The 15227-nt window shown below is 75.2% G+C and carries 1 protein-coding gene; it reads left to right on the top strand.

Features of this window, described 5'->3' with window-relative positions; all coding sequences use genetic code 11:
• The first annotated feature begins 25 nt into the window (after positions 1-25).
• Entirely contained in the window at positions 26-15196 is a 15171-nt protein-coding gene (locus B9S64_RS32350; protein WP_375153045.1) for a type I polyketide synthase, read from the top strand.
• Positions 15197-15227: the final 31 nt, after the last annotated feature.

Here is a 15227-nt window from a genome sequence, read left to right on the forward strand (position 1 = left end):
GGCACTGATGTCCGACGACAAGAAGCTGCTCGACTACCTCAGGCGCGCCACCGCGGACCTCGGTGACGCCCGGAGGCAGCTGCGCGAGGCCGAGCAGGCCCGCCATGAACCGATCGCCGTCGTCTCCATGGCCTGCCGCTATCCCGGCGGCGCCCACACGCCCGAACTGCTCTGGGATCTGGTCTCCCGGGGAGCCGACGCGGTCTCCGGCTGGCCGGTGAACCGCGGCTGGGACCTGGAGGGCCTCTACGACCCTGACCCCGACCACTCCGGCACCTCCTACACCCGGCACGGCGGCTTCCTCCACGACGCGGCCGACTTCGACGCGGAGTTCTTCGGCATCTCGCCGCGCGAGGCCCTGGCGACCGACCCCCAACAGCGGCTGGCGCTGGAGACCGCCTGGGAGGCGGTCGAGCGGGCCGCGATCGACCCCCGCGCGCTGCGGCGCACCGGCACGGGTGTCTTCCTCGGGGCGATCGGCAACGGCTACGGCGCGGGCTCGCGCCACCTCCCCGACGTCCAGGGCCTGTTGGACACCGGGACCGCGAGCAGTGTGGTCTCCGGCCGGATCGCCTACACCCTGGGCCTGGAAGGGCCCGCGGTGACCGTGGACACGGCCTGCTCCTCCTCCCTGGTCGCGCTGCATCTCGCGATCAGGGCCCTGCGGGCGGGCGACTGCACGCTGGCCCTGGCCGGTGGTGTGTCGGTGATGGCGACCCCCGACGCGTTCGTGGCGTTCAGCCGCCAGCGCGCGTTGTCGGCCGACGGCCGCTGCAAGGCGTTCGGGGCCGACGCGGACGGAACCGGCTGGTCCGAGGGCGCCGGAGTCCTGCTGCTGGAACGGCTGTCGGACGCCCGGCGCAACGGGCACCCGGTGCTGGCCGTCATCCGCGGTTCCGCCACGAACCAGGACGGTGCGAGCAACGGTCTGACGGCGCCGAGCGGTCCGTCGCAGCAGCGGGTGATCCGTGCGGCGTTGGCGGACGCGGGGCTGACGGCGTCCGAGGTGGACGTGGTGGAGGCGCACGGCACCGGCACCACCCTCGGCGACCCGATCGAGGCGCAGGCCCTGCTGGCCACGTACGGCCAGGGCCGGCCCGCCGAACGGCCCTTGTGGCTGGGCTCGTTGAAGTCGAACATCGGCCACACCTCGGCGGCGGCCGGAGTGGGCGGCGTCATCAAGATGGTGCTGGCGATCGGGCACGGCGAACTGCCCCGAACCCTGCACGCGGACCGGCCGACGCCCATGGTGGACTGGGCGTCGGGGGCCGTGGAAATCCTCTCCGAGGCCCGCGCCTGGGACGACACGGGACACCCCCGCCGGGCGGGTGTCTCCGCCTTCGGCGTCAGCGGCACAAACGTCCACCTGATCGTGGAACAGGCCCCGGCCGAGGAAGCCGAACCGGTGGCCGAACCCGCTGCCGACGGCGACGCGTACCCGCTGCCCTGGGTGCTGTCGGGGCGTACCGACGAGGCGCTGCGCGACCAGGCGGCCCGGCTGCTGGCACACCTGGACGCCGGTCCCGGACCCCTGCGGGCCGCCGGCACCGGCCGCGCCCTCGCCCTCACGCGTACCGCCTTCGAGCGGCGGGCCGTGGTCGTGGGAACCGGCCCGGACCAGCTGATCGACGGCGTGAAAGCCCTGGCCGAGGGCCGGTCGGTGCCGGGGCTGGTGCGGGGTGACGGGGTGTCGTCGGGTCGTGCGGTGTTGGTGTTTCCGGGTCAGGGTTCGCAGTGGGTGGGGATGGCCGCTGAGTTGTTGGGTGGGTCGGGGGTGTTCGCGGGGCGGATGGCTGAGTGTGAGCGGGCGTTGGCGCCTTTTGTGGATTGGTCGTTGGCGGAGGCGTTGGGTTCGGAGCGTTTGTTGGCGCGGGTTGATGTGGTGCAGCCGGTGTTGTGGGCGGTGATGGTGTCGTTGGCGGAGGTGTGGCGGTCGTTCGGTGTGGTTCCGGATGCGGTGGTCGGCCACTCCCAGGGTGAGATCGCGGCCGCTTGCGTGGCGGGCGGCCTGAGCCTCGACGACGGTGCCCGCGCGGTCGCGTTGCGTTCCCGTGCGGTGGGGGTGTTGGCGGGTCGGGGTGGTATGGCGTCGGTGTCGTTGCCGGTGGGTGAGGTGCGTGGGCGTCTGGCTGGTTGGGGTGGTCGGTTGTCGGTGGCGGCGGTGAATGGGCCGTTGTCGACGGTGGTGTCGGGTGACGCGGACGCGGTCGCTGAGCTGGTGGACGGATGTGTCGCTGAAGGTGTGCGGGCGCGGTTGATCGAGGTGGATTACGCGTCGCATTCCTCGCATGTGGAGGAGATCCGTGAGGGGTTGCTTTCCGATCTGGCCGGGGTTGCTCCTGTCTCGGGTTCGGTGCCGTTCTTTTCGACGGTGACGGGTGGCTGGCTGGATACGAAGTCTTTGGATGCCGGGTACTGGTACCGGAATCTTCGGGAGACGGTGGAGTTCGGGAAGGCCACGGACACGTTGTTGGGGGAGGGATTCCGGTTCTTCGTGGAGGCCAGTCCGCACCCCGTGCTCACCTTCGGTGTCCAGCAGACCGCCGACAAGGCCGACACCGCCGGCTCCGCGCAGGGCCCCGCCGTGGTCGTCGGCACGCTGCGGCGCGGCGAGGGCGGCCTCGACCGCTTCCTGACCTCTCTGGGAGAGGCCCATGCGGGCGGTCTGTCGCCCGACTGGGACCGGGTGTTCGCCGGACACCATCCGGACGGCGGCGTCTCCCTGCCCACCTACCCCTTCCAGCGCCGCCCGTACTGGCTGGAGGACACCGGCCCGGCGGCGGGCGGTCCTTCCGGTACGTCCTCGGAGGGCGACGGCTTCTGGGAGGCCTTGGGCGGGGGTGACCTGGAACGGTTCACCACGACTCTCGGGGTGGCACCCGAGGACCCGCTGAACGTGGTGCTGCCCGCGCTCGCCACCTGGCGCGCCGAGCGCACCGAGCGTTCGGTGGCCGACTCCTGGCGCTACCGAGTGACCTGGCGAGCTCTGCCCGAGGGCCCCCCGGCCGCGCTGGACGGCAGTTGGCTCGTACTGTCGTCGGACGGTCAGGCCGAGGACGGCGCGCGCCGGACTGAGGCGACGGTCCACGTCATGGAGCGGGCCGGGGCCTCGGTGGTCCACGTACGGCTCACCGAGGCGGAGGCCGACCGCGCCGTGCTGGCCGACCTGGTCCGCGCCTGCCTCGACGCGCTGCCGGGACCGCTGACGGGAGTGCTGTCGCTGCTCGGCCTCGACGAGCGCCCGCACTCCGCGCACCCCTCCGTCCCGCTGGGCACCGCGCTCAACCTGGCCCTGGTGCAGTCCCTCGGCGACGCCGGGACCGAGGCGCCCCTGTGGTGGGCGACCCGGGGCGCGGTGTCGGTCGGGGGCGAGGACACCGGGAGTGCGGTCAGCGCCGCGCAGCACCTGCTCTGGGGTCTGGGCCGGGTCGCCGCGCTGGAGTTTCCGCAGCGCTGGGGCGGTCTGATCGACCTTCCGGAGGTTCTGGGCACGGACACCGCCTCCCGGCTGTGCCGGGTGCTGGCCGGCGAGGCCGGAGACGAGGACCAGGTGGCCGTACGGGACACCGGCTGCCACGGCCGGCGGCTGGTCCGGTCCGCCCTGGGCGATACCGCGCCGAGGCGGAGCTGGCGGCCCGAGGGCACCGTGCTGATCACCGGCGGTACCGGCGGGATCGGCGCGCAGATCGCCCGCTGGCTGGCCCGGCGGGGAGCCGGGCACCTGGTGCTGGTCAGCCGGCGCGGCGCGGACGCGCCGGGTGCGCCGGAGCTGTCCGAGGAACTGGCCTCCCTCGGCGCCCGGGTCACCCTGGCCCCGTGCGACGTCGGCGACCTGGAGGCTCTGCGGGCACTGAAGGACGGCCTCGAACAGGACGGCCACCGGATCACCAGCGTCTTCCACGCCGCGGGGGCCGGGCTGCTGGTGCCACTGCCCGCCACCGACATGGACGAGTTCGCCGACACCCTCCACGCCAAGGCCGGCGGGGCCAGGAACCTGGACCTGCTCTTCGACCGGGACACGCTCGACGCGTTCGTGCTGTTCTCCTCCATCTCCGGGGTGTGGGGCAGCGCCGTCCACGGCGCCTACGCCGCCGCCAACGCCTGTCTCGACGGCCTCGCCGAGGACCGCAGGAGCCGTGGCCTCGCCGCGACCTCCGTGGTGTGGGGGATCTGGAACCCCGAGGGCGGCGCCGGGATGGCGGCCGAACTGGTGGAGGAGACCCTGCGCGGCCACGGCGTGCTCTTCATGCCGCCCGCGGTCGCGATCACCGCGCTCCAGCAGGTCCTGGACCACGACGAGACGGTGGTCGTGGTCGCCGACATCGACTGGGACCGCTTCGCGACGGTGTTCACCTCGGCGCGCCCCAGCCCGCTGATCGGTGAACTCCCCGAGGTGCGCGCCGCGCTGGCCGCCGAACCGGCGACCGCGGGGACCGGGGCCGAGGAAACGTCCTCGGCGCTGCGCGACCGGCTGGAGCCGCTCCCCGCGGCCGAGCGGACCCGGGTGCTGACCGACCTGGTCCGGACCCACGCGGCCACCGTCCTCGGCCACGGCTCGCCGGACGCGGTCGCCCCCGCCCGTGCCTTCCGCGACCTGGGCTTCGACTCACTGACCGCCGTGGACATGCGCAACCGGCTCAACACCGCCACCGGCCTGCGGCTCCCGGTCACCGTCGTCTTCGACTACGTGTCGGCGACCGCGCTCGCCCGGCACCTGGAGACCGGACTGCTGGGCGCCACCGAGGAGCCCGCCCCCGTCCGGCAGCCCCCGCCGGCCCCGCCCGCCACGGACGACGACCCCGTCGTGATCGTCTCCATGAGCTGCCGCTACCCCGGCGGCGTACGCACCCCCGAGGACCTGTGGCGCCTGGTCGCCGACGGACGGGACGCCGTCTCCGGGCTGCCGACCGACCGGGGCTGGGACCTCGACGCGCTGTACGACGCGGACCCCGACCGGCCCGGCAGGAGCTACACCGCCGCGGGCGGATTCGTCCAGGACGCGGACCGGTTCGACCCCGGATTCTTCGGGATCTCACCGCGCGAGGCCCTGGCCATGGACCCGCAGCAGCGACTGCTGCTCGAAACCTCCTGGGAGGCGATCGAGCGCGCCGGCATCGACCCGGCGTCCCTGCACGGCACCCCGACCGGGATCTTCGCCGGCGCCTCCTACCAGGGCTACGGCGGCACCCTGCGCGACGTCCCCGACGAACTGGAGGGCCTGTTCATCGCGGGCATCTCCACCAGCGTCCTGTCCGGGAGGGTCGCCTACCAACTCGGCCTCCAGGGGCCCGCCGTGACCGTGGACACGGCCTGCTCCTCGTCACTGGTCGCGGTCCACCTCGCCGCGCAGTCGCTGCGCTCGGGCGAATGCGCACTGGCACTGGCGGGCGGCGCCACGGTGATGGGCACCCCGCTGTCGTTCACCGGCTTCAGCCGGCAGCGGGGACTCGCCGAAGACGGGCGCTGCAAGTCCTTCGCCGCCTCGGCGGACGGCTTCGGCATGGCCGAGGGCGTGGGCCTGCTCGTCCTGGAACGCCTCTCGGACGCCCGCCGCAACGGCCATCCCGTGCTCGCGGTGCTGCGCGGCTCGGCGATCAACCAGGACGGCGCGAGCAACGGGCTGACCGCGCCCAGCGGCCTGGCCCAGCAGCGGGTGATCCGCGACGCGCTGGCGAACGCCCGGCTGACCACCGCCGACGTGGACGCCGTCGAGGCGCACGGCACCGGTACCCGGCTGGGCGACCCGATCGAGGCCGACGCGCTGCTGGCCACCTACGGCCAGGACCGGCCGGCCGACAGGCCGGTGTGGCTCGGGTCGCTGAAGTCGAACATCGGGCACACCCAGGCCGCCGCCGGGGTCGGCGGCATCATCAAGATGGTGCTGGCCATGGAACACGGCGAGCTGCCGCGGACCCTGCACATCGACCGGCCGTCCCCGAACGTCGACTGGACGGCGGGCGCCGTCGCGCTGCTGACCGAGGCCACACCCTGGCCGGAGACCGGCCGGCCGCGCCGGGCCGGAGTGTCCTCGTTCGGCCTGAGCGGTACCAACGCCCACGTCCTCGTCGAGCAGCCGCCCGCCGAGCCCGCACTCCCCCTGTCCGCCGTGCCGGCCGGGTCCGGACCGGCCGTCGTGTCCGACGCGCCTGCCGTACCCGTCCGCACCGCCGGGTCGTCCGCCGGGAACGGTGCGACGGACGCGGGCGCTCCGCGGGCCACCGTCCCGTGGGTCCTGTCCGGGCGGACCGCCGAGGCGGTGAAAGCCCAGGCGGAGCGGCTGCACACGTACCTGACGGAGCATCCGGAGCTGTCGTCCGTCGACGTCGGCCACTCCCTGGCCACCACCAGGACCGCCTTCGAGCACCGCGCGGCCGTCGTCGGTGAGGACCGCGCGGCCCTGCTGGGCGGCCTGGCCGCGCTGGCCTCGGGAAACCGCGCACCCGGTCTGGTCGAGGGCACCGTCGCCCGGTCGGCCAGGACCGTCTTCGTCTTCCCCGGCCAGGGATCCCAGTGGGCCGGCATGGCCCGCGAACTGCTCGACCACGCCCCGGCCTTCGCCGACCGGATCGCGGCCTGTGAACGCGCCCTCGCCCCGTACCTGGACTGGTCGCCGCTCGCGGTCCTGCGGGAGGAGCCCGACGCGCCCCCGCTGGACCGGGTGGATGTGGTGCAGCCGGTGCTGTTCGCCATGATGGTGTCGCTGGCCGAGCTGTGGCGGGCGCACGGGATCGTCCCCGACGCCGTGGTCGGCCACTCCCAGGGGGAGATCGCCGCCGCCTGCGTGGCCGGCGCGCTCTCGCTGGACGACGCGGCCCGGATCGTCGCCCTGCGCAGCCGGGCCCTGCTGGCCCTGACCGGCCGTGGCGGCATGCTGTTCGTGCCGCAGCCCGTCGAGACCGTACGCGAAGCGCTGTCCGCCCACGGCGGAGCACTCGACGTCGCCGCGGTCAACGGGCCGACGTCGGTGACGGTCTCCGGTGACCCGGCGGCTCTGGAACGACTGCGCGACCGGTACGCCGAAGCGGGTGTCCTGACCTGGCCGGTCCCCGGCGTGGACTTCGCCGGACACTCGCCCCAGGTGGAGGAGCTCCGGGAGGAACTGCTCACCCTCCTCGGCGGCACCACGCCGCGGACGTCCGACGTCCCGTTCTACTCCACGGTCAGCGGCGGCCCCGTGGACACCCTGGGCCTGGACGCCACGTACTGGTACGAGAACCTGCGCCGGCCCGTGGAGTTCGGACGGGCGGTCGACGCGCTCATCGCCGACGGACACCACACCTTCGTCGAGTGCAGCACCCATCCCGCGCTGACCGTCTGGCTCCAGCAGGCCGTCGAAGCGGCCGGCGCCGGCGACGGAACCGTCGTCGGCACCCTGCGCCGCGCCGAGGGCGGCCCCGGCCGCTTCCTCGCCGCGCTCACCGAACTCCAGGTACGCGGACTGCCGGTGGACTGGGGCACGGTGTTCGCGGGAACCGGCGCGCGCAAGCGGCCCCTGCCCACCTACGCCTTCCAGCGGCAGCGCTACTGGCTCGACACCACCGCCCCCGACCGGCCCGCCACCGCCACCACCGGCACCGGCACCGGCCCGGCCGACTCCGGCTTCTGGGAGGCGGTCGAGCACGGGGACCTGGACGCCCTCGCCACCACCCTGCGGGTCGAGGACGGGGAACCGCGGGCCTCCCTCGCCTCCCTGGTGCCCACCCTCGCCGAGTGGGCGCGCGGCCGGGCCGACGACCGGAGTGCCGACAGCTGGCGCTACCGGGTCGCCTGGAAGCCCCTGCCGGCACCCGAGCGGCCCCGGTTCACCGGCGGCTGGCTCGTCGTCGTCCCGGCCGGCGCCGCCGACGATCCGGCCGTCGCGTTCGCCGTGGACTCCCTGCGCGGACACGGCGCCACCCCCGTCCTGGTCGAGGCGGGCCCCGACGCGACCGACCGGACACGGTTCGCCGCACTGCTCCGCGACGCCCACGACCACACCGACGGGCCACCCGCGGGGATCCTGTCGCTGCTCGCCCTGGCCGAAGAGCCCCACGGCGAGGGATCGGCGCTTCCCCGCGGCCTCACCCTGACCGTCGCACTCCTCCAGGCCCTGGGTGACCTCGGCACCGACGCCCCGCTCTGGTGCGCCACCCGGGGCGCGGTGTCGGTCGGCCGCTCCGACCGGATCCACAGCACGCTCCAGGCCCTGGTCTGGGGTCTCGGCGGGGTCGCCGGCGTCGAGTACCCGCAGCGGTGGGCCGGCCTGGTCGACCTGCCGCGACGGCTCGACCACCGGGCCGCGACCTGGCTCGCCGAAGCGCTGACGGGCCCCGACGGCGAGGACCAGCTGGCGGTACGCGCCACCGGCCTCTACGGCCGCAGGGTCGTCCACGCCGGACTCGGTGACACCGCGCCCGTACGCGACTGGACACCCGAGGGCACGGTCCTGATCACCGGCGGCACCGGCGGCCTCGGTGCCCAGATCGCCCGATGGCTCGCCCGCACCGGCATCGCGCACCTGCTGCTCACCAGCCGGCGCGGCGCCGAGGCCCCGGGGGCCGACGCCCTCCTGGCCGAACTGCGCGGACTCGGCGCCGCCGCCACCGCGGTGGCCTGCGACGTCGCGGACCGCGACGCACTGGCGGACCTGCTCGCCGGCATTCCGGCCGAGCGCCCGCTGCGCGCCGTACTGCACACCGCGGGCGTCCTCGACGACGGGGTGATCGACTCGATCACCCCCGGACGCGCCGCCGGGGTCCTGCGCCCCAAGCTCGACGGCGCACGCAACCTCGACGCGCTCACCCGAGAACTCGACCTCACCGCCTTCGTGCTGTTCTCCTCACTCGCCGGCACGCTCGGCGGCACCGGCCAGGGCAGCTACGCCGCCGCCAACGCCTACCTTGACGCGCTGGCCCGGCAGCGCCGCGACCTCGGACTGCCCGGCACCTCGGTGGCCTGGGGCCTGTGGGGCGGCGACAGCCTCGCCTCCGGAGCGGTCGCCGAACGGCTGATCCGCGACGGCCTGCCCGCCATGGACCCCACCACGGCCACGGTCGCGCTGCGCCAGGCCCTCGACCACGACGACACGGCCGTCCTCGTCGCCGACTTCGCCTGGGACCGCTTCACCCGGGCGTTCACCGCGCTCCGGCCCAGCCCCGCCCTCGGGGACCTGCCCGAGGTACGGGAGGTACTGGCCGCCCCGGACGGACCCCGGAGCACGGCCGACGGCGCCGAGCCGCCGGCCCTGCGGCTGGCCGCACTGCCCCCGGCGGAGCGGGACCGGGAACTGCTGGACCTGGTCCGCCGCGAGGTCGCCGCCGTGCTCGGCCACCCCGGGCCCGAGGCGGTGGGACCCGACCAGGCGTTCAAGGACATCGGCTTCGACTCGCTGACCGCCGTCGAACTGCGCAACCGGCTCGCCGCGGCCACCGGCCTGCGCCTGTCGGTGACCCTGGCCTTCGACTACCCCACGGCCGCGGACCTGGCCAGACACCTGCGCACCGAACTGCCGGGGGCACCCGCCACGGAGATGCCCGACGCACCCGGGCAGACGCCCGCGGCCGCCGCGGTGCCCGAGGACGAGGCGATCGCCGTGGTCGCCATGAGCTGCCGCTACCCCGGCGGCGTCAGCACCCCCGAGGAGCTGTGGGAGCTCGTCGCGGACGGACAGGACGCGATCACCGGCTTCCCCACCGGACGAGGCTGGGACCTGAACGGCCTCTACGACCCGGACCCGGACCGGGTCGGCAGCACCTACGCGCGGGAAGGCGGCTTCCTCCACGACGCCGACCGCTTCGACCCGGCCTTCTTCGGGATCTCCCCGCGTGAGGCGCTGACCATCGACCCCCAGCAGCGGCTGCTGCTGGAACTCTCCTGGGAGGCGTTCGAGCGCGCCGGGATCGACCCGCTGTCACTCAAGGGCAGCGCGAGCGGCGTCTTCGTCGGATGCAGCCACCACGACTACGGGTCGCGTGTCACCGAACCCTCCGAGGAGTTCGAGGGCTACCTCGGCGTCGGCAGCGCGGGCAGCGTGGCGTCCGGGCGGATCTCGTACAGCCTCGGCCTCGAAGGACCCGCGGTGACCGTGGACACGGCGTGCTCCTCGTCGCTGGTCGCGGTCCACCTCGCGGCCCGGTCGCTGCGGTCCGGCGAATGCTCGCTGGCGCTCGCCGGCGGGGTGACGGTGATGTCCACACCGGGCGCGTTCGTCGAGTTCAGCCGGCAACGGGTCCTCGCCGAGGACGGCCGCTGCAAACCGTTCGCCGCCGCCGCGGACGGCACCTCCTGGGCCGAGGGCGCCGGACTGCTCGTCCTGGAACGCCTTTCGGACGCCCGGCGCAACGGCCACCCGGTGCTCGCCCTCGTACGCGGCTCCGCCGTCAACCAGGACGGCGCCAGCAACGGCCTGACCGCCCCCAACGGACCCTCCCAGCAGCGGGTCATCCGGGCGGCCCTCGCCGACGCCGGACTGACGGCCCTTGAGGTCGACGCGGTGGAGGCGCACGGCACCGGGACCCGGCTGGGCGACCCGATCGAGGCCCAGGCGCTCCTGGCCACGTACGGCCGGGAACGCGACGCGGGGCAGCCGCTGTGGCTGGGATCGCTGAAGTCGAACATCGGGCACAGCCAGGCCGCCGCCGGAGTCGCCGGCATCATCAAGATGGTGCAGGCCATGCGGCACGGGGCGCTGCCACGCACCCTGCACATAGACACGCCGACACCCCACGTGGACTGGTCGGACGGCGCGGTCCGGCTGCTCACCGACGACACCCCGTGGCCGGAGACCGGTCGTCCCCGGCGGGCCGCCGTGTCGTCGTTCGGCGTCAGCGGCACCAACGCCCACACCATCCTCGAACAGCCCACCGAACCGGCCCCGGCCGCCGCCCCCGCAGTCCCCGAGGCCTCCGGCCCGGCCCCGGCCCCGGATACCGGCCCCGTACCCGCCCTGCCCTGGCTGCTCTCCGCCCGCGGCGCGGACGCGCTGCGGGAGCAGGCCGCCCGGCTGCTGCGGCACGTGGAGCACGACCCGGCCCTCGCCGTCGCGGACCTGGGCCGCTCCCTGGCGCTGAACCGCAGCGCCTTCGAGCACCGGGCCGCCCTCACCGGCACGGACCGGCAGACCCTGCTCCAAGGGCTCACCGCCCTCGCCGCCGGCGAGCCGTCGGCGGACCTGGCGAGCGGCGTCACCGGACCTGCCGCGAAGACCGCCTTCCTCTTCCCCGGCCAGGGCAGCCAGCGCACCGGCATGGGCGCCGGACTGTACGCGCGGTTCCCGGTCTTCGCCGACGCCTTCGACGCGGTCTGCGCGGAACTCGACCCGCTGCTCGACCGCCCGCTGCGGGAGGTGATCGACGCGGACCCCGGCGACCGGGACCACGGCCTGCTGGACCGTACCGAGTACACCCAGCCCGCGCTGTTCGCCCTCGGCGTCGCACTGTTCCGGCTCGTCGAGCACTGGGGCGTGCGCCCCGACCGGCTGCTCGGCCACTCCGTGGGAGAGCTGGCCGCCGCCCATGTCGCCGGTGTGTTCACCCTGGCCGACGCCGCGGAGCTGGTGGTCGCCCGGGGTCGGCTGATGCAGGCACTCCCGGCGGGCGGCGCGATGGCCGCCCTCGCCGCCGGGGAGGAGGAGGTACTGCCGCTGCTCGCGGGCCGCGAGAGCGTCGTCGGCCTCGCCGCGGTCAACGGCCCGGCCTCGACCGTGGTCTCCGGCGAGGCGGCGGCGGTGGACGAGATCGCCGCCGTGCTCGCCGCGCGCGGGCGCAAGACCCGGCGGTTGCGCGTCTCCCACGCCTTCCACTCGCCCCTCATGGAGCCCATGCTCGCCGGGTTCCGCGAGGTCGCGGCACGGATCGTCCCGGGAGAGGCCACCGTCCCCGTCATCTCCGGCCTGACGGGCGAGCCGGCCACCTCCGAGCAACTCGGCTCACCGGACCACTGGGTGGAGCATGTGCGCGGCACCGTCCGCTTCCAGGACGGCGTACGCCACCTGGAACGCGACGGCGTCACCGCGTTCCTGGAACTCGGACCCGACGGCGCGCTCACCGCCCTGGGCCAGGACTGCCTGACCGGCGCCACCGACCCCTTCACCGACCCCTTCACCGGCCCCTCTACCGACAGCGCCGCCGCCACCGGCGGCCCGCTGCTGCTGCCCCTGCTGCGCAAGGACCGTCCCGAAGCACCCGCGGCGACGGCCGCCCTGGCCCGGCTGCACGTCGCGGGCGTCCCCGTGGACTGGAACGCCGTCCACTCCGGTGGCCCGTCCCGCCCCGCCGTCGACCTGCCGACCTACGCCTTCCAGCGCGGCAGTTACTGGCTGGAGGCCCGCCCGGCCACCGCGGACCTGCCCGCCGCCGGACTCCAGACGGTCGGCCACCCGCTGCTCGGCGCCGGAACCCAGCTCGCGGACTCCGACGGCTTCCTCTTCACCGGCAGGTTCTCGGTCCGCAGCCACCCCTGGCTGGCCGACCACGGCGTCTACGAGGGCGTGCTGTTCCCCGCCACCGCGTTCCTGGAACTCGCGGTCCGCGCGGGCGACCAGGTCGGCTGCGACCAGATCGAGGAACTGACCCTGGAGGCACCGCTGGTGCTCCCGGCGGGCGGAGCCGTCGCACTCCAGCTCACCGTCGGAAGCCCGGACGCCTCCGGCACCCGCCCGCTGAGCGTCCACGCCCGGCTCGCCGACGACGGCCCCGACGCCCCCTGGACCCGGCACGCGAGCGGCCTGCTCACCTCCGCCGGAGACCCCGGCCCGGCGGACCCGGCCGAATCGGCTGACCCCGCCCCCTGGCCGCCGCCCGGAGCCGTCCCCCTCGACACGGACGGCCTGTACGACCGCTTCGCGGACGGCGGATTCGCCTACGGCCCCGCGTTCCAGGGCCTGCGCGCGGCCTGGCGGCTCGGCGACGAGGTGTACGCCGTCGCGAGCCTGCCGGAAGAGCAGCAGTCGGACGCCGCCGCGTTCGGCCTGCATCCGGCCCTGCTGGACGCCGCCCTGCACGCGCTGGTGTTCGACGTACTGGAGGGACCCGCGCAGGGCTGGCTGCCGTTCTCCTGGAACGGGGTACGCCTGCACGCCTCCGGTGCCACCGAACTCCGGCTGCGGCTGACCCCCTCCGGCCGCGACGCCGTCGCCGTACGGGCGACCGACGCCGCCGGGCGGCCCGTGGTCTCGGCCCGCTCCCTCGTCCTGCGGCCCGTCTCGCCCGACCGCTTCCAGGCCACTCGCGCCGGACACCACGAGGAACTGTTCCGCCCCGAGTGGCAGGTCCTGCCCGAGCGCGCGGGGACGCCGGCGGGCACCGTCTCCGGCCCGGAGTCCTGGACCGTGCTCGGCACCGTGACCCCCCTGCCCTCCGGTGCCGCGCCGCTCCCCGGCCGTACGGTCACCGACCTCGCCGCGCTGTCCGCACTGCTCGACGCGGGCGCCCCGCCGCCCCCGCTGGTCCTGGCCGCCTGCCCGCCCGCCCCCGACCCGCAGGCGCCGCCCGGCACCCTCCGCGACGCGGTCCACGACGGCCTCGGCACGGTCCTCGCCCTGCTGCGCGACTGGCTGGCCGACGAGCGCCTGACCGGCTCCAAGCTGGTCCTGGTCACCGCGGGCGCGGTCCCGGTGACCGGCGACGACGTCCCGGCCCCGGCCCTGGCCGCACTCTGGGGCCTGGTCCGCTCGGCGCAGACCGAGAACCCCGACCGCTTCGTCCTGCTGGACCTGGACGCCCACGAGACCCCGCCCGCCGTACTCGCCGAAGCCCTCGCGTCCGGGGAACCCCAGCTCGCGATCCGGGCCGGAGCCGTCCACATCGCCCGACTGGCCCGGGTACCGCTGTCCGCCACCGGCCGCGCACCCGGCTGGGACGGCGACGGAACCGTCCTGATCACCGGCGGCACCGGCGCCATCGGCGCCCACGTCGCCCGCCACCTGGCCGCCGAACACGGTGTCCGGCACCTGCTGCTGACCAGCCGCAGCGGCCCCGCCGCCGAGGGCGCGGCGGAACTCCTCGCCGAACTCGCCGCCCTGGGCGCGCACGCCGAGATCACCGCCTGCGACGCCGCCGACCGCGACGCCCTCGCGGCCCTCCTGGCCACCCTGCCCCCGGCACACCCCCTGACCGGGGTGGTGCATGCCGCGGGAGTCCTCTCCGACGGCGTCGTCGCCACCATGACGCCCGAGCGACTGGACCTCGTCCTGCGCCCCAAGGTGGACGCGGCCATCAACCTGCACGAACTCACCGCCGGACTGGACCTGTCCGAGTTCGTCCTGTTCTCGTCCATCGCCGGAGTCTTCGGCGGCATGGGCCAGGGCAACTACGCCGCCGCCAACGCCTTCCTGGACGCACTGGCCCACCGGCGCCGCGCCGACGGGCTGTCCGGCCGCTCCCTCGCCTGGGGCCTGTGGGCCAACAGCACCGGGATGACCGGCGGGCTGACCGAGGCGGACCTGCGACGGATCGCCCGGGGCGGGATCGTCGCCTTCGACCCGGCCCAGGGACTGGCGCTGTTCGACACGGCCGGCACCCTCGACGAGCCGGTCGTCCTCCCGCTGCGGCTCGACACCGCGGCCGTCCGCACCCAGGCAGCCACCGGCGGCGTCCCCGCCCTGCTGCGCGGCCTGGTGCGCCCCGCCGCCCGGCGCGCCGTGGCGGGCCCCGCCGCCGCAAGCACCGGCCCCGACGGGCCCGAAGCGCTGAAGCGGCGCCTCGGCTCCCTCGGCGCCCCCCAGCGCGGCCGGGTCCTCCTCGACCTGGTCCGCTCCCACGCCGCCCTGGTCCTCGGCCACAGCGGCCCGGCCGAGGTCGAGCCCGGACGCGGGCTGCTGGAGGTCGGCTTCGACTCGCTGACCGCGGTGGAACTGCGCAACCGGCTGCGCGCCGCCACCGGCCACCCCCTGCCGGCCACCCTGCTCTTCGACCACCCCACCCCGGCCGCGATCGCCGCACACCTCGCCGCCGAACTGGTCCCCGACGCCGGGCCCGGCCCGGCCCCCGGCCTCGCCGAACTGGACCGCCTGGAAGGCGCCCTCGACGGCGGTGTCGAGGACCCGGCGGACCGCGAACGGCTCGCCGGCCGGCTCCGGGAACTCCTGGGCCGCCTCGACCCGGCGGCCACCGCGGCCGACGGCGACGGCACGGCGGCCGACTTCATCGAGGACCGCATGGACGGCGCCAGCGACGACGAGATCTTCGACCTCATCGACAACGAGCTCGGCCTGTCATGACACCGACCCGACACGCGAACCAGGACGGCGG

The organism is Streptomyces sp. SM18, assembly GCF_002910775.2.
GTDB lineage: Bacteria > Actinomycetota > Actinomycetes > Streptomycetales > Streptomycetaceae > Streptomyces > Streptomyces halstedii.